Source organism: Priestia iocasae, assembly GCF_016909075.1.
GTDB lineage: Bacteria > Bacillota > Bacilli > Bacillales > Bacillaceae_H > Priestia > Priestia iocasae.
This window is the reverse complement of record NZ_JAFBFC010000004.1, coordinates 1-21936: the sequence shown is the minus strand read 5'-3', so window position 1 is coordinate 21936 and position 21936 is coordinate 1. Positions and strand designations below refer to the sequence as shown.

At 36.2% G+C, this 21936-nt stretch carries 24 protein-coding genes; 9 read left to right on the top strand and 15 right to left on the bottom strand.

Annotated features, from left to right (window positions below):
• Positions 1 to 46: 46 nt before the first annotated feature.
• Entirely contained in the window at positions 47 to 289 is a 243-nt protein-coding gene (locus JOC83_RS11270) for a hypothetical protein (protein ID WP_205187310.1), read from the top strand.
• A 76-nt stretch (positions 290 to 365) separates the two neighbouring features.
• Here JOC83_RS11270 and JOC83_RS11265 read toward each other — a convergent pair whose 3' ends face one another.
• From JOC83_RS11265 to JOC83_RS11235, 7 genes are all read right to left on the bottom strand, one after another.
• Positions 366 to 557 carry a hypothetical protein gene (locus tag JOC83_RS11265; protein ID WP_205187309.1) on the bottom strand — a complete coding sequence of 64 codons (192 nt, stop codon included), beginning with the start codon at positions 555 to 557 and terminating at the stop codon, positions 366 to 368.
• A gap of 146 nt (positions 558 to 703) precedes the next feature.
• Positions 704 to 955 (bottom strand): hypothetical protein, encoded by a 252-nt coding sequence (locus JOC83_RS11260; RefSeq protein WP_205187308.1) that lies wholly within the window; start codon positions 953 to 955, stop codon positions 704 to 706.
• A 14-nt stretch (positions 956 to 969) separates the two neighbouring features.
• Positions 970 to 1212 (bottom strand): hypothetical protein, encoded by a 243-nt coding sequence (locus JOC83_RS11255; protein ID WP_205187307.1) that lies wholly within the window; start codon positions 1210 to 1212, stop codon positions 970 to 972.
• A gap of 139 nt (positions 1213 to 1351) precedes the next feature.
• Positions 1352 to 3055: a gamma-glutamyltransferase gene (gene ggt / locus JOC83_RS11250; RefSeq protein ID WP_378912911.1), complete on the bottom strand. Its 1704-nt coding sequence runs from the start codon at positions 3053 to 3055 to the stop codon at positions 1352 to 1354.
• Between the two features lie 280 nt (positions 3056 to 3335).
• Positions 3336 to 4469, bottom strand: a complete 1134-nt coding sequence (locus tag JOC83_RS11245) for a Ger(x)C family spore germination protein (protein ID WP_338038921.1) — start codon at positions 4467 to 4469, stop codon at positions 3336 to 3338.
• Between the two features lie 17 nt (positions 4470 to 4486).
• A complete protein-coding gene (locus JOC83_RS11240; RefSeq protein ID WP_205187301.1) occupies positions 4487 to 6022 on the bottom strand; it encodes a spore germination protein in 1536 nt (511 codons plus the stop codon).
• On the bottom strand, positions 6003 to 7103 hold the full coding sequence (locus tag JOC83_RS11235) for a GerAB/ArcD/ProY family transporter (protein WP_205187299.1): 1101 nt from the start codon (positions 7101 to 7103) through the stop codon (positions 6003 to 6005). Before JOC83_RS11235 ends, JOC83_RS11240 begins: the two co-directional genes overlap by 20 nt.
• 150 nt (positions 7104 to 7253) lie before the next feature.
• On the opposite strand from JOC83_RS11235, the gene JOC83_RS11230 reads away from it, so the two are divergent.
• On the top strand, positions 7254 to 7676 hold the full coding sequence (locus JOC83_RS11230; protein WP_205187297.1) for a pyridoxamine 5'-phosphate oxidase family protein: 423 nt from the start codon (positions 7254 to 7256) through the stop codon (positions 7674 to 7676).
• 89 nt (positions 7677 to 7765) lie between these two features.
• Here JOC83_RS11230 and JOC83_RS11225 read toward each other — a convergent pair whose 3' ends face one another.
• From JOC83_RS11225 to JOC83_RS11215, 3 genes are all read right to left on the bottom strand, one after another.
• Positions 7766 to 7987 carry a hypothetical protein gene (locus tag JOC83_RS11225; RefSeq protein WP_205187290.1) on the bottom strand — a complete coding sequence of 74 codons (222 nt, stop codon included), beginning with the start codon at positions 7985 to 7987 and terminating at the stop codon, positions 7766 to 7768.
• A 258-nt stretch (positions 7988 to 8245) separates the two neighbouring features.
• Positions 8246 to 8608: a hypothetical protein gene (locus JOC83_RS11220; protein ID WP_205187288.1), complete on the bottom strand. Its 363-nt coding sequence runs from the start codon at positions 8606 to 8608 to the stop codon at positions 8246 to 8248.
• A 112-nt stretch (positions 8609 to 8720) separates the two neighbouring features.
• Positions 8721 to 9626: a hypothetical protein gene (locus JOC83_RS11215; protein ID WP_205187286.1), complete on the bottom strand. Its 906-nt coding sequence runs from the start codon at positions 9624 to 9626 to the stop codon at positions 8721 to 8723.
• Positions 9627 to 10333: 707 nt separating this feature from the next.
• Here JOC83_RS11215 and JOC83_RS20195 point away from each other — a divergent pair.
• Together JOC83_RS20195 and JOC83_RS11210 are read left to right on the top strand one after the other, a co-directional pair.
• Positions 10334 to 10465: a hypothetical protein gene (locus JOC83_RS20195; protein WP_275580434.1), complete on the top strand. Its 132-nt coding sequence runs from the start codon at positions 10334 to 10336 to the stop codon at positions 10463 to 10465.
• 583 nt (positions 10466 to 11048) lie between these two features.
• Positions 11049 to 11744, top strand: coding sequence for a hypothetical protein (locus tag JOC83_RS11210; RefSeq protein ID WP_205187284.1), 696 nt, complete (start codon positions 11049 to 11051; stop codon positions 11742 to 11744).
• Positions 11745 to 12823: 1079 nt separating this feature from the next.
• Here JOC83_RS11210 and JOC83_RS11205 read toward each other — a convergent pair.
• Entirely contained in the window at positions 12824 to 14437 is a 1614-nt protein-coding gene (locus JOC83_RS11205; protein ID WP_205187282.1) for a hypothetical protein, read from the bottom strand.
• Positions 14438 to 15259: 822 nt separating this feature from the next.
• Here JOC83_RS11205 and JOC83_RS11200 point away from each other — a divergent pair.
• On the top strand, positions 15260 to 15538 hold the full coding sequence (locus tag JOC83_RS11200) for a pyridoxamine 5'-phosphate oxidase family protein (protein WP_205187955.1): 279 nt from the start codon (positions 15260 to 15262) through the stop codon (positions 15536 to 15538).
• A 337-nt stretch (positions 15539 to 15875) separates the two neighbouring features.
• On the opposite strand, the gene JOC83_RS11195 is transcribed toward JOC83_RS11200, so the two are convergent.
• The 3 genes from JOC83_RS11195 to JOC83_RS11185 all read right to left on the bottom strand — a co-directional run bounded on the left by JOC83_RS11195 (position 15876) and on the right by JOC83_RS11185 (position 17517).
• Positions 15876 to 16148, bottom strand: a complete 273-nt coding sequence (locus JOC83_RS11195) for an HU family DNA-binding protein (protein WP_205187281.1) — start codon at positions 16146 to 16148, stop codon at positions 15876 to 15878.
• Between the two features lie 184 nt (positions 16149 to 16332).
• On the bottom strand, positions 16333 to 17145 hold the full coding sequence (locus JOC83_RS11190; RefSeq protein ID WP_205187280.1) for an undecaprenyl-diphosphate phosphatase: 813 nt from the start codon (positions 17143 to 17145) through the stop codon (positions 16333 to 16335).
• Between the two features lie 63 nt (positions 17146 to 17208).
• Positions 17209 to 17517 carry a hypothetical protein gene (locus tag JOC83_RS11185; RefSeq protein ID WP_205187279.1) on the bottom strand — a complete coding sequence of 103 codons (309 nt, stop codon included), beginning with the start codon at positions 17515 to 17517 and terminating at the stop codon, positions 17209 to 17211.
• A 264-nt stretch (positions 17518 to 17781) separates the two neighbouring features.
• Here JOC83_RS11185 and JOC83_RS11180 point away from each other — a divergent pair, with 264 nt between their 5' ends.
• Together JOC83_RS11180 and JOC83_RS11175 are read left to right on the top strand one after the other, a co-directional pair.
• Positions 17782 to 18717, top strand: coding sequence for a manganese-dependent inorganic pyrophosphatase (locus JOC83_RS11180; RefSeq protein ID WP_205187278.1), 936 nt, complete (start codon positions 17782 to 17784; stop codon positions 18715 to 18717).
• A gap of 245 nt (positions 18718 to 18962) precedes the next feature.
• Positions 18963 to 20024: a lactonase family protein gene (locus tag JOC83_RS11175; RefSeq protein WP_205187277.1), complete on the top strand. Its 1062-nt coding sequence runs from the start codon at positions 18963 to 18965 to the stop codon at positions 20022 to 20024.
• A 41-nt stretch (positions 20025 to 20065) separates the two neighbouring features.
• Here the strand turns inward: JOC83_RS11175 and JOC83_RS11170 are convergent, their stop codons facing one another.
• Entirely contained in the window at positions 20066 to 20875 is an 810-nt protein-coding gene (locus tag JOC83_RS11170; protein ID WP_205187276.1) for an N-acetylmuramoyl-L-alanine amidase family protein, read from the bottom strand.
• A gap of 343 nt (positions 20876 to 21218) precedes the next feature.
• On the opposite strand from JOC83_RS11170, the gene JOC83_RS11165 reads away from it, so the two are divergent.
• Together JOC83_RS11165 and JOC83_RS11160 are read left to right on the top strand one after the other, a co-directional pair.
• A complete protein-coding gene (locus JOC83_RS11165; protein ID WP_205187275.1) occupies positions 21219 to 21389 on the top strand; it encodes a hypothetical protein in 171 nt (56 codons plus the stop codon).
• Positions 21390 to 21587 (top strand): YwbE family protein, encoded by a 198-nt coding sequence (locus JOC83_RS11160; protein ID WP_205187273.1) that lies wholly within the window; start codon positions 21390 to 21392, stop codon positions 21585 to 21587.
• The last annotated feature ends 349 nt before the right edge of the window (positions 21588 to 21936 follow it).

Sequence of the window (21936 nt, the reverse complement as noted above, 5' to 3'; positions counted from 1 at the left end):
ACTACTACTTAATACATATCATAATGTGTATGAAAGGGGTGCCACTATGAAAATAAATCTACGTTCCCCGCAAATCCTCTTTGAAGACATGACCGTACATGTTGTGGAAGATAATGCAGGAATTTTCGTGGGAATTAATCATCAATTTAATTGGAAAACAACCATTAACGGTAGTTATTCTGGCTTCGGTATCGTATGTGGTAATCATAATGTGTTATCTTCTAATAAACACCTTGTCCTTCATGACGATGTGAATGAAGACACTAAAGCGAAATTCAAACAGAATTAACTACTCAATATTGATTGAGGCTGTGTCAAATGGTTCACTTTATTATCCTTTTGACACAGCTTATAGCCCTTTAAACTTACTTTTTCTCTCCTGTTTTTGCTACTGAGGTATTATTAACTATTTTATTCGAATGACCGTTGATCCTTCCAAAACCTTCTGAATGACGTCCTTGATGATACCATTGATATTGAACATTTATTCCATAAAATAAACCCGAGCTGTTTTGAATGGTATTCACCTTAATTGATTTGTAGTGAATGGTTGCCATCTACACATAACACCTCACACTTATAAATCTACTGTTGTATTATAGATATTTAATTTTCTACAAAAGTATGCCCCTATTTCCTCTTCGTTACGTTGCCGTACACAAAAGAAAAAACCATCTTAAAAAGATGGTCACTCTTTAAACGATTAACTTTGGGAAACTGGCTGATTATATTGAAGATTATCTTGAGAGAAATCTGAATCAATCACATCGTTATCATTGACGATATTAACATTGTGAGAAGCAATATTTTGATAGCCTACCATTTTCCCTAATCCACTATTACTTTTTAAATTCACTTGCCAATTCGATTGTGCATTTCTTCCCGTGAACACACCCGCATTCCCAGACATGGATGAAATTGTAATATTGTCAAATTCAATACTAAGCTTTTTCATACATCCATGTTCCTCTATATTTGAGAAACTGGTTGTGGATTGATAAAGTCTGGCTGAGCAATTGGCATATCACACACATCTTGATCATTTACAATATTTGTGCATCCTAATATAACAGAGCTCACATAATTTCCATTTCCTGAATTCATTTTCCCTTGAGCATTCCAATCAGGCTGGCTGTTTTGCCCCGAAGCAATAATTGAGTTTGAAGACATACTAATCACGTTTATTTGATTAAAAATAACGGAAACAGGCATTTCTCATCCTCCGTTTCTTTGAATGTTAATTTACTATATGTTTTCTGGTAGATGAACGTGAATTGTGTACCCCTTCATTCTTTTACATCTTTCATAAGCTAAAACAGCGAATTGCCAGCTGAGTCACTGGTTGCTTTGGCTACTTCCTCCTTATGTCCACACCTATAGCCGCTCCACTCCGGCTAGAATCAGCGACTCCTTTAAACATTCCATTTTCATAATCTATTAAAATACTTTGAACATTTCCGATATCGACGGGTACTGTTCCAAATCGATGCCCCATCCCATTTAACTTATCTATTACATCCGTTGGCATTCCTGCTTCCCAACGATACGAGCTTAGTGTATTCGTATAAATACGTGGCTCTTCGACGGCTGCTTTTAACTCCATCTCATATTCAAACGTATTTAAAATTGTTTGAAGAACAGACGTAATAATGGTCGTTCCTCCTGGTGAACCAACCGTTAATACCGGCTTGTCATCTTCAAATACAATTGTTGGTGTCATACTACTTAACGGACGCTTATTGGGCTGCACCTCATTTGCACCGCCAGGAAGGGCATCAAAGTCTGTTAACTCATTATTTAACACAATGCCATATCCAGGTACAACAATACCTGTTCCAAATACTTGTTCAATCGTTGTTGTATAAGAAACAACGTTGCCCCATCGGTCGGTTACAGTGAAGTGTGTTGTTTCACCAATTTGCTTGTCATCTTTTTGTTCAACAACGTGGTAATCAGCCTGTTCTTGTTCATATTTCCATGGATCTCCCGCTTTTGGTGTATAATTTACCTTATCAAGGGAAATAAGTGATTGTCGCTCTTTAATATAACTAGGGTGTAACAATCCTTTTAATGGAACATTAACAAATTCTGGATCTCCTGCATATGAAGCACGGTCTGCGTACGCTAGATGCATGGTTTCAGCAAGTAAGTGATACGTTTCCCATGATTGGCGGTCATATTGAGATAAATGAAAGTCGTCTAGTATCTTTAACATTTGCAATAAAAACACACCACCTGAGCTCGGTGGAGGCATACTCGCAATTTGATACCCTTTATAATCGCCCCAAATTGGTTCATCGATTGTCACATCATACTTTTTCAAATCGTTTATTTCCATCGATCCACCAAAATCTTGCACAGTCTCTGCAATGGCTGTTCCTACTTCTCCCTTATAAAATACATCTGTACCTTTTGCTCGAATTAATCTAAATGTTTTTGCTAACTCTTTTTGTGTTAATAATTCACCTTCTTTTAAAGGTTCACCGTTCTTAAGGAAGATATCTTTCCCTGCTGACTTCATTAATTTTTCACGATTATCTTCAATCGCTTTTGCTAATACAGGATCAATAGGGAACCCTCTCTGTGCTAGTAGAATAGCTGGAGTAATGAGTTGTTTCATCGAACGTGTCCCCCATATATCGAGTGCTTGTTCCAAACCTTTTAGTGTTCCTGGGACTCCTACAGCCGTTCCATGTGTTGAGCGAGTCGCAAATGGAATTGCTTTACCATTCTCTCCTACAAACATGTCTGGTGTAGCCCCTTCAGGTGCTCTTTCACGACTATTGATAATGGTCGTATCTTTTGTTTCCCCATCGTACACCATCATAAATCCACCACCACCAATGCCCGACATCATTGGCTCAACCACGTTCAATGCAAATTGAATGGCAACTGCAGCGTCAATAGCGTTTCCACCTTTGCGAAGAACACCCGCTCCAATTTCAGAAGCTAACGGATGTGCAGTGGCGACCATCCCATCTTTTCCAACATCCACTTCACTGTAATTTCCATAATCAAACGTTGGTTTTTTCGCTTGTCCATATAATGGAAGCATCGTAAAAAATAACAACAAACTGAGAGTAATTGCAACCCCTGTGCGTAATCCTTTTTTCATTGCATCTCCTCCTTGAAATATATCCCTACATTTTCTAAAATAAGGAAGAAGATGATTTATTTCAACAATATTTTGAATTTTGAATATTATTAACCATGCGTTTTTCTTCAGAATAGGCCTATCCTATTAACCATATTTCATTTTCCTTCAACCAAAAGATATAATTTTTTAAAAAGAACTTTTAATAAAGACAAGATTACCCCTTATGTGTATCTTGTCTTTATTTGTACTTATATTTGTAACTATTTGTATGAATGATACGAACGTCCATTTTAATATCAGTAATGGATTCTCTATCTAAATAAAATTCGTTTCCATATTCCTTTTTATATTGCTGATAATCGTTTAAATGATAGCGAAACCACTTCTCTCCTAGTTCATAAATATCAATTTTCTTTTCCATCCCCTTCTCAAAGGTACGCTCAATGTCATTTCTTAACTCTTTGTCTAACATCTGTTTCATTTTTTTATAAGGTAAATCTTTTACTTTTTCCATAATTTCAACATCTGCTTTTCCCTTTAGTGTAAATGTTGGCTTGCCTTCCTTTTTGTTTAATTTCACCTTGATAGAAGGAGCATTAATACGGAACGTAATGACCGCTTGACCATCCTCTTTAATCGACATTGTATTATAATTAGGAGATGGATTTGTCCATTTTAAGCCCGTGACGTCTTTTCTAGATAAATAACCTCTAAACTCCTTACTTCTAAAAAAATAACCTCCTTTTATTTTTAATGTGTCATATTTTTTGTCTCCCGTTTCCCAGCTTTTCTTATCAATTGTTAAAGCAGGTATCCCAATTCCACCAACAGGTTCAAAATAACGAGAGGTAAACTCTCTTAATCGAATTGGTTTAATTAATGGCGTATCTCCTGCTACCTCTACTGGGTAGAGTAAAATATTGTAAATAGGTGGATAAAAAAATAACGCTTGCACGTTTAAGATGTCTTTTATAGGTTGATCCGTTCCATATAAGTAAACCGTGTGCCGAACAGATTTATTTCTTCCTAAATCTCTCATGACCTCATTCATTTTTTTCTTTATAACAGTATCTGAAAACAAAAATGTCCGTTGATGTCCAAAAAACAAGGCTGGTTGAGATACTTGATACAATTTTTCAATGGCTAAATTAATGGTCTGCCCTCTCTCAACAGCAATCCACGGTGGCACTTCTTTAGGCTCTCGCCCTCCTTCTTGTTTTGCAACATTTAAAAAGTTTACAGCTTGCAAGTAGACAATATACTCGTCGGTTTCTTCATCATAATCAACACCAATGCATAACACATAAGTTAATTCTTGAATATTCTTTAAATTCACACACCCTGTAAGTAAGAACATGCTGATTATTACTATTAAGATTTTTTTTCACATTACTTCTCCTTCCTTGTTGAATCAGAAGGACTCGTTATACTTGTTCGACGTCGATGTTTTACCCATGGTTTCTTCAAAAAAGCTGATATAATTTCTCTTCCTTTTAAAGGCGCAAGAGAGGATAAATAAGGCATACGAAACGATGTTAAATACGACAAATAAAGCGTTGTAAGAAAAAATCCGATCACAACACCGAATAACCCTAAAAATGTACTTACTATTAAAATGGCAAACCGCAAAACAGATATGCTTGAGCTTAATGATTGGTTAGACAATGTAAAGCCTGAAATGAACGTAATTGCTCCTACTACAAGCATGGTTGGTGATGTTAGCCCCGCACGAATAGCGGCATCTCCTACAATTAATCCTCCTAAAACAGCTACAGTTTGACCTACAGCTTTTGGCAAACGTAATCCCGCTTCATTAAACAGCTCAAATAAAAACAAGATAATAAACATCTCAAGAGGAGCTGAAACAGGCAACCCAAACCTAGAAACACCAATTGTCGCAATAAGCAAAATAGGAATTTGCTCAATATTATACGCAGATAAAGCAATCCAAACTCCAGGCAACAACGTTGTGACAAACAAAGCAATTAACCGTAGAACACGCTCGAATGAAACAAATGCATACAAATTATGTGAATCCTCTGGTGACTTCATTAATAAAGCCAAATTAGTAGGTGCTATACTAACCGTTGGACTTCCATCAATAATTAACATAAACCTTCCTTGATTGAGGCATTCAATTGCTTGATCAGGTCTTCCTGTATAATGAAAAAGTGGAAAAAGCGAAAGAGGATGATCGGATAATAGCGTTTCAATATGATGGCTACTTTCAACAATATCAATATCGAGGTTACTAATTCTCTGTTGAACATCTTTTACAATTTCCGGATCAATAATATCTTCAATGTATAAGAGCGCCATGTTCGTATTACTACGCTTACCAACTACATATCTTTCAACAATTAATGAAGCACTTTTCAAGCGTCTTCGTACAAGGGAAATGTTAATTGAAACATCCTCAACAAATCCATCTCGTGCTCCTCGAATCGATGTTTCATTCGATGTTTCTTCAGGAGATCTCTTTAAAATATTTTCAATGTTCACCGCAAACAAATGCTTTTCATTCATAACAACTAATAAATGACCCTCAAATATTTTGTTTACAACGGTTTCTTTTGAAGCGTCTGTAAGACTTTCTAATTTAAATAGCTCAGCCATCTCTTCCTCTAAATGTTCCTCCTCGATATGTACATCCAAAAATCTTGGTAAAATATATTGATCAATATATTTTAAATCTACGAGAGGCTCGCAATATACAAAATGAAGATCGTGAATACTGTCAATTGGACATTCATATGGTTGAACAATGATATCATCACTTTTTTTGAATATTGACTCTAAAAAAGCTAACTTATTCTCTGGTGATTTTTTTAATGATTGCTCATTGTGATTCGTACCTTGCTGAACGTCAGCCTCTTGTGTTTCTTTCTTATATGAGCCTAACTTCTTAAGAGGTCTTTTTTTCATGTTGATTACTCCTTTTTTTCACAATGAAAGCTAGACATAAAGTAAGAACCGTTAATCCTAATAAAAAAAAGGTCATACCCTTGAAATAGTATGTATATAAAAATGTATTAAACGCAAAGTAATCAGCCGGAATCATGGAAGTGGCAATTAAAAGTACGTACCCCCCTATAAATAACAACCATTTACGCTTCTTCCATACTAATGTTTGAAGTAGATACATAAATAAGCTGATTCGAATAAAAGCTCCGCTCATCCACTGATAAAGAGCAAAGAAGTCCATATTTGAAATGTATTCCCCGACTCTTAAGAGCCTCCACTGCTCATAAGCAGGATAACGTAAATTAGATGCTTCAATAGGACCGTACTCCATAATAGCAGCTGACAATGGACCTAAAATTAAACCTACTAAAATGACCCCTAAAATGAACAAGTGCTTATAACGAATTGGCGTTTTAATATAAGGTAAAAGCAAAATCACTAAAAATATTTCAAGTAGCCCAGCAGATACATATACGATGCCGTTTAAAGATGGCTGATATCCGTTTTCAAATAAAGGTAATAACAAGCTTGGATTTTTTTCAGTGGTATTCACTCCCATAATCAAAAAGCCTAAAAGTACGACGGTTGGCAGAATGATACCAGCTACAATAGCTAATATTTTAATACCTAGAAACGAACCAATGAAGCTAACAAAGCTTAGAAGCAGAATACCTACTATTGGCGGAGATTCTGCTAAAAAATACGTATTAAGCCAAAGTGTTGTATCTTTAAGCGTAACGGCTGTATTTAGAAATAAAAATAAAAAAATCGGTAGAATATAAATCGTCGCAAATACCTTTCCAAAATGAAATTTACACCACTCATATATATGTTGATGTTTTACATATTTAATAATAAATAGAAGAATGTACAGAAAGAGAAAGTATGCCGGTAGCGTAAATAAAACACTAACCCATGCATCACGACCTGCTGCATACAATAAGTTCGGAATAATCATTACATGATTAATGAGGCCGGTAGATAAAATTAATAATAAAAACACTTGTCTTGTTGTTAGTACGTTTTGTCCTACATCATTCATCCTCATCACCACTAAACTAGTTTGTGTCCATTAGTATGTGCCTCTTCATTATTCGTATACAAAATATTCCTCTTCTTAATTTTTTGCCGTTTAACCCTTCAGCAAAAAAGGTATACACCTAGTAACATATAAAAGAAGGAGTGTGGATTCATGAACGAACAACAACTAAAAGAAAGTATTCTATCCGTTCTTGAACAGAACCAGATTGGAACACTAGCAACTGTTATTCAAAATAAACCTCATTCACGCTACATGACATTTTTCAATGATGAGTTAACTCTCTATACGCCAACAAGTAAAGAAACACATAAAGCAGAAGAAATTGAACAAAACCCTTATGTGCATATCCTATTAGGTTACAACGGAGAAGGATTTGGGGATTCGTACATTGAAGTAGAAGGTAAAGCAGTTATGAAAGAGGATGATAATTTGAAGCAACAGATTTGGCAAGAAAGTTTCAGCAGATGGTTTGACGGTCCAAACGATTCTGACTATATTGTTCTCGAAATCCACCCGTCTGCCATTCGTTTAATGAACAAAAGTAATGAATCTCCACAAGTATTAACATTGTAAGGAAGCTGTGATTACAAGCACAAGATCTTCTCGATGAAATAAGTCGACATGGTCTTGTGCTTTATTTCTTGATGACACGTTACATTTTTTCACAATCGCCCTAAATATTCCGTTTTCCCTGTTCCTTGGCACTGTTCACACTTTAATTTTCTGCTAAACAGCCTCCAGCCTTTTTTACATTGTTTCTTTCCGTCACATCCTGGACACAAAACATAAATCCCCATCATACTCACTTCACTTTCAGGTTTTACTATGAGACCTTTTAATAATTCACTGCAGTTGCCCGTAGCAAAACTACCTGGTTCTGGCACTATACCCACACCTATTGAAGCTTGAAAAATGGAAATATCAGCGACTGCGGCAGGTGAATTTATTATTTATTAAGAGGAAAACTATGTAACCAAATAGTAGAAATACAGATCAAACCTAATCTTATTCAGATTTTTATTATTGATTAAGTTTGTTACTGCCCCATAATTTATTTATTAATTTGTTTGTCCGAGGCCATCCACTCGATTATAATTCTAATCATTACAAGATTGAATTCCTTAAAAGGGAAACGAGTAAATTCAAAAGTTCCTAGGAAATTCACTCCCAATTATTTTAAAGAGGTCGCTTTTTAGGTAGTGTTTACCAGAGTTCAATAACCATTGTTCCAAATATCGGTTTTGATCGTTGTAATAGACATTGGTGTCATCTTGTGAAAATTGTACCGTTCCATTTTGAATTCGAACAAGAATATTTACCATTCTATTGGTCACTCGAACTATGAAGCCTCGATAACCGAGATTTGTAGATAATTCTTTAATTGAGGATTTGGGTAGCATAGCGAGTCTTTTCAAAAAAAGAACCCCCTCTGCATCTGACAACATCCATGTTGGGTTAGGATTACCAGAAAAGATATCTAGTTCAACTTCAACTCTTTCTAACATGACTTTGTCTCCTTCTGCCGTTACTTGCGTGTCCGCAGTTAGGCATTGATAATTGAATCAATATCCCCCACAAGGAAAGTAAGATAGTTCCATGTTCTTAAGTCAGTCTATATTAATATGATTTTACAGTTACCTTTGGTCCATTCTGATAGAAATAACCACAGAAATCCGTGTAATGTCCTCTGCAACAGTTTTTGGGTGTAATATCATGTTCAATTCTCTTTTGACAATTATCTCTGTAAGAAGCTTTTGTACTTCCTTGTTTGTGAGCCCATTGCCAACTTGGCCCATCTGAGACAAGCCGATAGAAGTGAAAATCTTCTCCTGGCCAAATCACACAGGCAATAATCAATACGTCCGATGAGTTCGGCGAACAATAATGATTCCAACCATCGGCGTGTAGACCAGCAATCACTTCACTGCAAGTATTTTCTTTTGCTGGACGACCTCCGTGTAGTCCAGGATGAGCATAGCGACCACCACCTAGATGGTTACTGGCAAAGGCATAGCAATTATTGTGAATGATATTAGAATTCAAATTAAAAACATCTGTATTGTCAGCAAAGAAATTATATTGGCATGTTTCCCACTCTGTGGCTCGGGAGACTTTACTACCTTCGTTACTATATGTAGCTGATGTAACAACCTCACGAGACGATGATGCTAATACGACACCTTTTGCAGCTACTTCACGCAGTTTGTCCGTTACTTTACTGCATTTCTTTTCTGATGTTTTTAAAAGCCACTCAGCAGTGGAGAATTGCTTTGCCATTTTACTCCCAACACGGAACTCTCTAGGGAATATACTTTTCAATCCCCGACTGATCCTGTTCCATTTAATATCTCGGACAATCAATCCACGATAGCCTAGGTCAAACTCCTCCTCAGGTGTATGAACCGGAGAAACTTGTGTTGACTCTGAAGTTATTCGATCGCGCAGTTCCTTCTCTTCAGCCTTAGACAAAATCCATTTAGGATTAGGCATCCCAGAATAAATATCCAGCTCAACTTCAAACATGATACATGACCTCCAAAAATATCCTTTTATTAATAACGGTAATACATGTGCCGAACTAATACTAAATCTCTTAACCGGCTAGACGGTGGATGACAGAGGGGAAAATCCTCTGACCTTGCTTCGCCATTGGGAATTTCAACGATTTAGTTCCGCTCAGGAAACGTACTCTGCGGTGCAATCGCTTAATTCCCTAAAAAGTTTGATATATTGTATATTTTCATACGGCCAATAAATTGGGTTTGGATTAGTGTCCAATTTACCTTAGGTACCATAACCTATTCCTCTAAGAACCTTTATATGTGGGATCAATGTTATTTATTCGCGTTTGGTAACATTCAAAAAAGCCCGAAAAAATGTAATTTAGGCTTCTCACAATAGGTATCTAACTATACTTGTAAAAACTAGGTACATATCATAAATGATAAATATGACTCTAAGATTAAAAAATTTCCCATAGATAAACATATTGAAATTACTTTATCGGACTATTGCTTACTGCTTATTTCACATCAGATAAACGTCGGATGGGGTGGTCAAATCACTTACTAGTTATTGCAACAATAGCGTTGAGGAAGATCACTTAGGGAGATATTATTATTGATAGTTAAAAGGAGAGGTAATTTTTGAATGATTAATATTTTCCGAATTATTATCCAGCACAGTCAATTCTGACCCCTTATGGTCTAGGATTGTTGGGCACACTTACAATGCCTATTGCACAACCGGTTGGGCCAGGCACACATTGGCCTTGGCCACCACCAGGACCAAGACCAATATCTCCAAACGGTTGGAATAACTGGAATGGTAGGGGAATTAAACTATACCAAGTCATTTACTAGAGGAGCTAGCTTTACGAACTTTATTAGTCCAAGGTAAGGTTTTATTTTTTAGTAGAAGAAAGTGTACAATCTGGTTTGTACGCTGGCGTACATTTTAAAGTAGATAATGATAAAGGATTAAGTTTAGGAAGACAAATAGGCCAGACCTTAGTAATCTTATGAGGAATCAAAACCAAAGTACCATGTAAACTATGGTCATTCTATTCGGGTTTGTCAGATTATCTTAGATATAAGGCTATCAGCAACTAAACTACTAGTTCTTTATGTTTGTATCAGTTGTTAGTCAATATAATTAAATAATTGTTTCATACTTTTATATAATAGGTTGCTTACAATAGCAGCCTTTTTGTATGCAATAAATTAATATTAGGTTTGAACCAGTTGAGATTTCAGATTGAATGTTAGTATCCATTAATAAAAGAGCTGAAAATCATTTAAAAAATGGAAAATAACTATCAATAGGCTTTTCTCTTTAAGTCATTTGCCTATACATGGAAAAACATAGACACATATCATGCAAAGGAAGTGTAAAAATTAATGAAAGAGCCCGTTTGGTATGTAAAATAAAGGAGTGTTTATAAAAATGTATGAAATGTATTATTCATGGCCTGAACCAATGAGACAATATGGTGGATCACAAGGAGGAATGGATTTAGGAGGATTAGGAGGAAGTTTAGGAAGTTTAGGATCTGTGTTACCTAGTTTATTAGGAGACGTAGATTTAGGAAGCTTAGGTAGTTTGGATGCACCACAATCTTACGCTGCATATCCTACTCAACTAACTAGCCAATTATCTAGTTTTTCTCCACCCCCAAGAGTAAGGCAACGATATCAGCAATTATTATCTAATCCAGGTTTAGTCCAACAATTGGCATCACAAGCATTGCAACAACAAGGTGGGTTTAATGGTGGTCTTAATGGTGGCTTGAACGGGTATGGAGGATATGGTGGTCTTAATGGTGGCTTGAACGGGTATGGAGGATATGGTGGTCTTAATGGTAGCTTGAACGGGTATGGAGGATATGGTGGTCTTAATGGTGGCTTGAACGGGTATGGAGGATATGGTGGAAGAGATGAAGATTATCGTTTTCGATGGAGACTTCCATTCTGCCAATTACGTTGGTCAGTCATGATAACAGGTACAAATCCATTTAATCTTCGAGTTCGTGTAGGTATCATTGTACAAACTAATTTCTTTAACACTACAATAATACAGTTCTTCCCTAAATTTGGGATAGGTAATATTGCAACGAACAATATTCTTTATGTTGAATGTTAAACAAAGAGTTTTTTACTTTTAGAACAAATACTCTTTACAAATAATAAAATTATATAACAAATTTCTCTAAATCCTTCGCGTGAATGCTATTCTACACAAAAGCCGAGATTATTCTTGGCTTTTTATTATAATACTTTAAAATATTGTATCTATCAAAAGGTGAAGGAAGAAATTTTGAAATCTGAACAAACTTGTTACGTAGATTTTTGGAGCTTACTTGATCCTATTTTTTGATTAGTTTAATACGTCTATCTGTGAGATGGTTTTGTCAGTACATTTTTCATGTGTCATTGTAGCCTTAGTTATTAGTTATGTAAACAAAGGAAAATTCCATACTCCAACCTAAGATATGTTTTGCGCTTATAAATCTTTCCACGACAAATAGCCAAAAGGTGGTCCTTTCGGTTATCTGTCTTCCTTATTGGGTAACGCAGGAAATCAACCCGGGTACTTGCCGTTTTTTGCTATGTAGAAGGTGGACCCCTTAATGAACCTAATTGCATTAATAATTGTATGAAATATTTAAATAATTTATATAGAAGGTTAAAAAAAGCCAGCATACAATCGACTCAATTTGATTTTATTCCACCTTTACTACTGTCCGGATTCCCAGAGGCTTACAACTGTAGGATAACTATAGCTAGGGGTACAGCTCCAGGATAAAATGGTGTACTCGGAACTATAGTCGGTTGTCAAGGTGAACTAGGAATCAAAATAGTTCCTGGAATAGGATGGGAAGGAAAATTAGTAGTATTATTACTTCCCGATCCAGGTACAGGAATTGTAGCAACTGTCGGTGTAGATGGTTGTTTAGGTATCGGTGTATTAGGACATGTAGGTGGTCCCCACATTGGTTCTACTAAGGGTGGTTTAGGTTTAGGGATACCAAGTCCTAATTGAGATTTAACAGGGATTAGAACTTGCCCAGGTCCAAAGTATGGTGTATGGTATGAAGGATAATTAAACATCTAATTTGAAATCCCTTCTATGTTAAATATTACCTTTCAAAGTATGTGATTAGGCTCAATTGAGTATATCCTAGAATTAGATGTTCTATTTAATGGGTTAACCAATTCAGATCAATCCGGTGGTTGTATTAACTCTTCAGGGCATTGAATGTTATCAATATCTTGAACTAATTTTTCAGCAATTTGCCTCCATACCCAATTGTTCCAAGGTAAATTTTCATGCGTAGACCTTATTGGTACCCTTCCTTTAATCGAACAATGTTGTCGTACTCGGTTACCATCCCAATCTCTCCTATGTTCCACATGAATATGCTCTACTCCAGGGATATTATTATTACCACAACTAATACCATTATTTGTATTACTGCAAGGGATTCTTGTCTGTAAACATACGTCTATTTCATCTATCGCATATTTTTGATAATAACTCCTTTTTACTTTTCCAAATGGGCGATTAACATTTTGCAAATTATTAGATGGGCCAAAAACTGGATCTATTAACGCGATAAAATCAGGTTTACGACCACGACCCGATAATGCTGCCGATAATTTGCTAACTGCCCAACCTCCGTAGCTGAAACCAATAAAAGCCTGGTAACAAGGAGTGGTTGAAATTCTGTTAACTATATTAAGGTGAGTATTTGTATCTGGCTCTACAAAAGGATTACTTACTTGACCAGAATTCCATTCTGTATAAAATATATGTGTTGGATTTACCCTATCCTTTAAATAATCCTGTAAAAAAAGTTTAAAATCTAGCATAGAAGAATTTCCTGATTCTCCTCGACCACTTATTAGTCCAATTACGATGTTATTTTTTTTATACTGTGACGTACTCCCTGGAGGAGGTGGTGATGGCGTAATATCCGGAATTGTTTCAGGAGGATATTTTCCTGAAGGAAGAGTAGGCCAACCTGATGTTGAAGGCCATTGCCACTCAGTCACTGGAGGTATTGAAGGCCAACTAACTGAACCCTGTGCTCCAGATAATCCACCACTATCAGGTATAGGGATACCACCACCAGGAAGTCCAGGTATTCCTCCGCCACCAGGAAGTCCAGGTATTCCTCCACCACCAGGAAGTCCAGGTATTCCTCCACCACCAGGAAGTCCGGGTATTCCTCCACCACCAGGAAGTCCGGGTATTCCTCCACCACCAGGAAGTCCAGGTATTCCTCCACCACCAGGAAGTCCAGGTATTCCTCCACCACCAGGAAGTCCAGGTATTCCTCCACCATTAGAACTGCCATCACCAGAACTACCACCACCAGAACCACCGCAAAAGACCTCACCAGTTGGGGTCTCAAAACAATCTTGTGTAGCAACATCACCACCAGGTACTCCAGGAATAGTACCGCCACCAGGAAGTCCAGGAATAGTACCGCCACCAGGAAGTCCAGGTATTCCTCCACCACCAGGAAGTCCGGGTATTCCTCCGCCACCAGGAAGTCCAGGTATTCCTCCACCACCAGGAAGTCCAGGTATTCCTCCACCACCAGGAAGTCCAGGTATTCCTCCACCACTAGGAAGTCCAGGTATTCCTCCACCACCAGGAAGTCCAGGTATTCCTCCACCACCAGGAAGTCCGGGTATTCCTCCACCACCAGTACCTGGAAAGCCCCCAAAACCACCATATTGTCTATATTGGTCAGTTACAGGAAAATGATAAGCGTAGAAATATCTTCGCCAAAAGTAATCATAAAATACATAAGGATAATTAAACATGAATTCATAATTCCCTTCTTTATTAAATTTTCACTTTTGATTAGGGTGATTTGTGTGTTTACCTATGATAATAGGATATTTAGTAAAAAATAAAAAATGCCGAAAATAATCTCAGCATTCTCAACAACGTAGGAAAAAGAAATCCACGGGAGTAAGATGTTTTTTGTCTTTATTAATTTATGCTCAAATAATTGCATTATACAGATTATAAAAACTTAACAAATGAAGTTATACGCAATTTTCCTTGTTTGGTTAAATTCCGGTACTGTATATGACAGTTGATAGGTTCAATGAATATAAAAAAACATTTTCATTTTGCTCAAAAACATAGACTAGGAACTCCGCTTATTAGTAGACTACTTGCTGTTTATTATGCTGCAATAAATGATATATGTTATTGGTCCTTCCTTGACCAATAACATGATAACTACTCATGCTATTCAACCTATTGTTACTTTATCAACGTTTTGTGACAGTTCTTATTAAAGAATTATCTAAGTCCTTGTTAAGTAATATTAATTACGTTATCTATAGAGAAATTTCCTCAAATGCTTTTCTTAGTTAATTGGTGATTTGATCCTTTATTTCATTTAAGTTGACTACATGTTGTTCTGAACTTACTTCATTCTTAGGAAATGATTGTAATTCAAAGACATTTTGCAAATTATTGTTTATGGTAGTTATTGACCATTTCTCTTCCCTTCTTTTTTTATAAAAATGGCAATTTTCAAATCAAGTTCATCATATATTTTTCATTGGTGTCTTCCGTGCGTTTTACATAATTGATTCTGTCCTACTCTAATCGCTTAAACCAACCATCTACTGAATTTTCAATATAAAGCAGAAGAAATTGAACAAAACCCTTATGTGCATATCCTATTAGGTTACAATGGAGAAGGATTTCGGGATTCATACATTGAAGTAGAAGGTAAAGTCATTATTAAAGAGGATGATAATTTGAAGCAACAGATTTGGCAAGAAAGCTTCAGCAGATGGTTTGACGGTCCAAACGATTCTGACTATATTGTTCTCGAAATCCACCCGTCTGCCATTCGTTTAATGAACAAAAGTAATGAATCTCCACAAGTATTAACATTGTAAGGAAGCTGTGATTACAAGCACAAGATCTTCTCGATGAAATAAGTCGACATGGTCTTGTGCTTTATTTCTTGATGACACGTTACATTTTTCACAATCGCCCTAAATATTCCGTTTTCCCTGTTCCTTGGCACTGTTCACACTTTAATTTTCTGCTAAACAGCCCCCAGCCTTTTTTACATTGTTTCTTTCCGTCACATCCTGGACACAAAACATAAATCCCCATCATACTCACTTCACTTTCAGGTTTTACTATTAGTATTCAAAGTTATGACTGTATTTAATCACGAAAACACAAAAATGCCTGTCGCTCTAGAGCGACAGGCATTTTTGTGTTTTATTACTTAACCGCTTCTTTTAATTCCTTACCTGCTTTGAATGCTGGTACTTTAGAAGCTGCAATTTGCATTTCTTCACCTGTTTGTGGATTGCGTCCTGTACGAGCTGCACGCTCACGTACTTCAAATGTACCAAATCCAACAAGCTGAATTTTGTCTTCTGCTGCTAATGTAGTTGAGATTGTGTCTAATAAAGCATCAACTGCTTTTGCTGCATCCTTTTTACTTAATTCAGACTTTTCAGCTACTGCATTTACTAATTCTGTTTTGTTCATATTCAAAACTCCTTTTCCTTTAATTTTTTATGTAGAGATGTCAACATACCACATCTTCTATCTATTTGTCACTTCATAAGATTAGACATCCACATAAAAAACTCCTTTTTTCACCCTCAATCTTTTTAAACAAATGACTATTTATGCATACTCAAGTCATCAACTCATCAGACTTCCTTCACATTCAGAAAATGATTAAGTAAATAATTACTGCAAGTATAATCCGATAAAGCGCAAATGGAACAAGCTTAATTCGATTAATGAGCTTTAAGAAAAAGCGAATAGACACAAAGGCAAAAAGAAATGCGCTGATAAAACCCACTATAAAAAATGGAAGAACATCCATTGTAAAATAGCTCCAATTTTTTAAAAGCGATAACCCACTAGCTCCTAACATAATTGGAACAGCCATAATGAAGGTGAAATCTGCCGCTGCACGATGACTCATCCCTAGTAAGACCCCTCCAGAAATTGTTGAACCTGAACGAGAAAACCCTGGCCACAACGCAATACATTGAAACAAACCTACTAAAAAAGCTTGTTTGTATCCAATTTGATCAACCACTTCTATTTTGGTCACTTTTGGCTGCAACCAGTCTGCTAAGAGCATGAGAACTGCACCTGCGACTAATCCAATTAATACGGTGTGAATGGAAAACAAATGCTCATCAATATAGTCTTCAAATAATAATCCTAGTATGGCAGCTGGAAGTAGTCCAACAAAAATGTGGGTGAGCTTTAATCGTTTACTCGCATGTTTTTCTTTTTTCAAATCGAGTAAATCAATAAAACGATTCTTAAATAAAACAACTACCGCAAGAATAGATCCTAACTGAATGACAATTTTAAACGTATTGGCTACCTCTTGTGAAAATAGCTTGTGTGACTGTAATAGTAAGTCATCGACAATAATCATATGTCCAGTCGATGAAACAGGAGCAAACTCTGTTAACCCTTCAACAATTCCTAAAATAAACGCTACTATGATTTCCCACATAAATAATCCTCTATTTCTTCCTATTTTATTTTGCATCCTCGTCATAACTAGTTTGATTAACTGCTACAAATAATTGGAGCTATGCTGAATAGGAAGTAAATATCTATTTTCTATACTCACAAACGCTAGTTCTATACAGAGGTCATTTTTTATCAAGGTTTGTGAAGCATTTGCTACTTTTTGTTTAATAGACTCTTTATCTATCTTTTTTTCAACCGTTAAAGGTTGAACAGAAGGCGTTATCATTGCATCAACTTTGTATTGATAATCCATTGCTACGATTTGAACAAATGCATCGTCAATTGACTTGTCTACAAGGGTAGGTACAAAACAAGCAATTACTAAACTGATTAAAATCGCAGCTTTTTTCACATGATCACCTCCTCTATTTTTTAGCTTTAAACATATATAGTAGAATGATATTTGAATGAAGTAAAGCTTCTATGAGAGGATTTTCAATCATATTAACGAAGAAATCTTGCTGTACTTTCAGAAAATCTGTCAAATTAAAAAAAAATTTGATACAATACAGAAGTATTGAGAGCTTATTTACTCATCCTTACATAAAGTGAGATCACTTCTGCCCGTCAAGACGGGATAACAAAACCTAATACACATTGTTAAAGGAGTAGAAGAATGGAAAAAGTATTTATTTTTGGACACAAAAACCCTGACACAGACACAATTTGCTCTGCAATTGCTTATGCTGATTTAAAAACAGAATTAGGTATGAATGTGGAACCTATTCGTTTAGGAGAAATTAACGGTGAAACACAATTTGCTTTAAACTACTTTAATGCTGAGGCTCCACGCCTAGTAACAGAAGTTGCAAGTGAAGTAAACAGCGTTATCTTAGTTGACCATAACGAACGTCAACAAAGTGCAAATGACATTAACCTTGTTCGTGTATTAGAAGTAATTGATCACCACCGCATTGCAAATTTTGAAACGAGTGATCCCCTATACTACCGTGCTGAACCAGTAGGTTGTACAGCTACTATTTTAAATAAAATGTACAAAGAAAACGGTGTAGCGATTAAAAAAGAGGTTGCAGGCCTTATGCTATCAGCGATTATTTCTGATTCATTATTATTCAAATCACCTACTTGCACTGAAGAAGACATCATCGCTGCTCGTGAGTTAGCGGAAATTGCTGGTGTGGATGCAGAAGCTTACGGACTAGATATGTTAAAAGCAGGCGCAGACCTAAGCGATAAAACAATTGAGCAGCTTATCTCATTAGATGCAAAAGAATTCGATATGGGTAGCTTCAAAGTAGAAATCGCTCAAGTAAATACAGTTGACACAAACGACGTTCTTGCACGTCAAGTTGAGCTTGAAGAGACTATTTCTAGCGTTGTCGAAGCAAAAGGACTCGATTTATTTGTTCTTGTTGTAACAGACATTTTAGAAAATGACTCAGTGGCTTTAGCAATTGGTAACCAATTGGACGCTGTAGAAGATGCATTTAATGTTAAACTAGAAAATAAAACAGCGCTTTTAAAAGGTGTTGTATCACGTAAAAAACAAGTTGTTCCTTCGTTAACAGAAGCATTAAAAAAACGTGGTTAAGTAAAAAGAGTAGTTGGTCATTAATGACCAACTACTCTTTTTTTATGAATCTAAAATGGCTAGTTCCCTTTTAAAATATATTGATTACTGAATGATAATGCTCGCTCTAAATCATCTACTATCTTCACTTGAACCTTTATCTCATTCTTACTATTAACTTACGCTTTTAAATACTCATATCGCTTCTACTTTCTAACTTCTTATGCATATATGCTATAATATGGTCATGAAAGGAGCTTGAGATTATGACAACAAATCAATCATTTATCGGCTATGTTGGAACGTATACAAAAGGTGAGAGCAAAGGAATTTACACGTTTACACTTGATACTACGTTAAAGAAGATTAGCGATGTAAAGCTTGCAGCAACCGTTGAAAACCCTACATATGTAACTGTAAACGAAGCAAATAACACACTTTATGCTGTCGCAAAAGATGGTGAATTAGGCGGGGTTTCTGCTTATTCTATTAACAGTAAAACAGGCGAACTAACTGAACGAAACAAGCAGCTTACAGAAGGCGCTAATCCTTGTCACGTAAGTGTTAATCGTTCACAAAGTCTGGTGGTAACATCGAATTATCATAAAGGAACAGTTGAGTCTTATGTCGTCAATGAAGATGGCACGTTAAACGCTGCTGCTTCTGTGATTGAACATACAGGTAGCGGGCCAAATAAGGACCGTCAAGAAAAGCCACACGTTCATTATGCCGACTTTACACCAGATGAGCGCTATGTAGCTGTAGTTGATCTTGGCATTGACAAAGTTATTACATACAAAGTAAATGAAGATGGTACATTAACAGAAGCAAATACACTCTTGACAACGCCTGGAAGTGGACCGAGACATTTAGTGTTTCACCCGAACGGAAAATTTGCTTACATTATGACAGAGTTAAGTTCAGAAGTGATTGCACTATCATACAACGAAGACGACGGTAGCTTCACGGAACTTCAGTCGATTTTAACCATTCCAAGTGACTTTACTGAAAACAATCAAGGCAGTGCTATTCACATTTCTTCTGATGGTCAATTTGTATATGCTGGAAATCGCGGGCATGATAGCATCGCTATTTTTAGCGTTAATCAAGATACTGGTGAACTTACATTTGTCGATCGCACATCAACTGAAGGCGATTGGCCTCGTGACTTTGTACTTGATCCAACAGAAGAATTTCTTATTGCTTCCAATCAAGAATCACACAACCTTGTGCTCTTTAAAAGAGACAAAGAAACAGGCAAGCTAGAATTGGTTGAACAAGACATCACTGTTCCATATCCTGTTTGCATAAAGTTTCTTACAAAATAAAAGAAAAAGACGAGCAAATCATGCTCGTCTTTTTCTTTTATTTATGCTTCATTCACATAAATAGTCCAACCATACTTTTGACGAAGTTCTTCGGCAAATCGCTCTGCGTTCGCTTTCCCGACAAATGTTCCGGTTATCATTCGATATGTGGGATTTAAATCCGTACTATCTGCTTTTTCATAAATAATCCAATTATAATCAGAGCGTAGTTGTTCAATTCCTCTTGAAAAGTCTTTAGCGTTTGCAAACGCACCCGTTGTTAACCGATAGAGACGGTTATCTTCTGGAGGTGGTGGTGGAGTTTTTACTGGCAATCCTACGAATTGTGCTACGCCTCGTGCATATGCTTCTCCCATTTCTTTTAAAAACAGCTCATTTTTTAAAAGGTTGGAATCTTTAACTGTATCAATAAACGCGATTTCTGTTAAAATCGCGGGCATCGATGTTTGGCGAAGGACCGCAAAGTTCGCTCGTTTTTGACCACGATTGACATGGTTATATGTTGTTAAAACGGTCGTAACTTGGTTGTGTAGCACATTTTGAAGATTGACAGTTGTAGCACTTGCATTTGAAAAAATATAATCCTCGTAACCCGTACCTCCCCCTGCATTCACATGCATAGACAAAAAGACATCTGCATTCCACGCATTTGCTCGATTCGCTCGCTCACTCAAGGATAGAAACGTATCAGTCGTACGTGTCGTATTAATTATAAATTCACTATAGACTTCATTTAAATAGGCAATCACATATTGTTGAATCTTTAATGTCAAATCTTTTTCTGCTAATCCATTACCCACGGCTCCTGAATCATTTCCTCCATGACCTGCATCAAGATAAATTCTTTTCATATTACTTGTCCCTCCCTTCTATTAAAATATGTATACTCATACACACTTGTCACTTTCATTCACCTAGTACACGATAAGATTTAAATTAAATATAATAAATATTTACTGAAAGGACCGCTTTTAATAAATAATCCATCTTTCCATTATACTTTTCGCGTTACCATGAACCTTTCCTACTTTTATTGATTTATGTACCAACACTCTCATTCCTTTTCATCATTCCTAATCAAGCACTTTTTAGACACCTACAAGACACGACATTCTTTTTTCTTTGAGAAAATGTATGCATCCTTACCTCCTTCGCTTATAATGAAAGATATTGATTGAAAAAGGAGATTCACATATGTCTACTGAAAAGAAAAAAATTAGTCTGCAAGAAGCCATGAAGCAAAAATTAGCAAGCAAACAACAAAATCAAGCTAGTAATCAGCATGGCCTCGTTAAATCAACTCAACAGTTAAAAAGTCAGCAAACAAAGAAAACAAATAATCAACGAAAACGAATGGGTGTATAAATGAGCGGACAATCTCGCCAGAACATTAAGCCTGGCCTTGAAGTCAATATTGTTTTAAAACAAGATCAACGATCAGGCAAGCTAACAAATGGTATTGTAAAAGATATCTTAACAAATGCTAGTTTTCATCCACATGGTATTAAAGTTCGACTGCAAGATGGACAAGTAGGACGCGTAAAAGAAATTGTTTTAAACTAACATAACCGTGGGGCTTAGTCTAAAAAGGTAAAAGCATCCCATTTTTACTAAAATCGAAACATCCCTTGCTTGCCTATACATTGATAGACAAGCAAGGGATGTTTTATTGCGGCAGCCTCTTTTTATTTGCGATGACTTATGAAACAACTCAAGCTTTAATTGTTTTGACAAGGTAATCTCTTTTAAAATATATTATTCCTGTATACTTCACTTTCTTTATTGAGTCTCATCTTTTCAATCCGATCACCCACTTTTTTATCATTCTTACCGAGAAGACCCCCACCTCAAGGAACACAGTAAGTAGGTGGGGGATGAATCGGTTTTTTAAAACTTTTTTTCATCTTTAGTG

Bases quoted from the DNA above. Each gene is read 5' to 3' on its own strand.
- JOC83_RS11180 (WP_205187278.1), top strand. From the start codon at position 17,782: ATGGAAAAAGTATTTATTTTTGGACACAAAAACCCTGACACAGACACA.
- JOC83_RS11230 (WP_205187297.1), top strand. From the start codon at position 7,254: ATGAACGAACAACAACTAAAAGAAAGTATTCTATCCGTTCTTGAACAG.
- JOC83_RS11265 (WP_205187309.1), bottom strand. From the start codon at position 557: ATGGCAACCATTCACTACAAATCAATTAAGGTGAATACCATTCAAAAC.
- JOC83_RS11210 (WP_205187284.1), top strand. From the start codon at position 11,049: ATGTATGAAATGTATTATTCATGGCCTGAACCAATGAGACAATATGGT.
- JOC83_RS11160 (WP_205187273.1), top strand. From the start codon at position 21,390: ATGAGCGGACAATCTCGCCAGAACATTAAGCCTGGCCTTGAAGTCAAT.
- JOC83_RS20195 (WP_275580434.1), top strand. From the start codon at position 10,334: ATGCCTATTGCACAACCGGTTGGGCCAGGCACACATTGGCCTTGGCCA.
- JOC83_RS11255 (WP_205187307.1), bottom strand. From the start codon at position 1,212: ATGCCTGTTTCCGTTATTTTTAATCAAATAAACGTGATTAGTATGTCT.
- JOC83_RS11260 (WP_205187308.1), bottom strand. From the start codon at position 955: ATGAAAAAGCTTAGTATTGAATTTGACAATATTACAATTTCATCCATG.
- JOC83_RS11205 (WP_205187282.1), bottom strand. From the start codon at position 14,437: ATGTTTAATTATCCTTATGTATTTTATGATTACTTTTGGCGAAGATAT.
- JOC83_RS11170 (WP_205187276.1), bottom strand. From the start codon at position 20,875: ATGAAAAGAATTTATCTTGATGCAGGTCATGGAGGAAATGATTCAGGA.
- JOC83_RS11195 (WP_205187281.1), bottom strand. From the start codon at position 16,148: ATGAACAAAACAGAATTAGTAAATGCAGTAGCTGAAAAGTCTGAATTA.
- JOC83_RS11190 (WP_205187280.1), bottom strand. From the start codon at position 17,145: ATGTGGGAAATCATAGTAGCGTTTATTTTAGGAATTGTTGAAGGGTTA.
- JOC83_RS11235 (WP_205187299.1), bottom strand. From the start codon at position 7,103: ATGAATGATGTAGGACAAAACGTACTAACAACAAGACAAGTGTTTTTA.
- JOC83_RS11175 (WP_205187277.1), top strand. From the start codon at position 18,963: ATGACAACAAATCAATCATTTATCGGCTATGTTGGAACGTATACAAAA.
- JOC83_RS11165 (WP_205187275.1), top strand. From the start codon at position 21,219: ATGTCTACTGAAAAGAAAAAAATTAGTCTGCAAGAAGCCATGAAGCAA.
- JOC83_RS11270 (WP_205187310.1), top strand. From the start codon at position 47: ATGAAAATAAATCTACGTTCCCCGCAAATCCTCTTTGAAGACATGACC.
- JOC83_RS11240 (WP_205187301.1), bottom strand. From the start codon at position 6,022: ATGAAAAAAAGACCTCTTAAGAAGTTAGGCTCATATAAGAAAGAAACA.
- JOC83_RS11215 (WP_205187286.1), bottom strand. From the start codon at position 9,626: ATGTTTGAAGTTGAGCTGGATATTTATTCTGGGATGCCTAATCCTAAA.
- JOC83_RS11220 (WP_205187288.1), bottom strand. From the start codon at position 8,608: ATGTTAGAAAGAGTTGAAGTTGAACTAGATATCTTTTCTGGTAATCCT.
- ggt (WP_378912911.1), bottom strand. From the start codon at position 3,055: ATGCTTCCATTATATGGACAAGCGAAAAAACCAACGTTTGATTATGGA.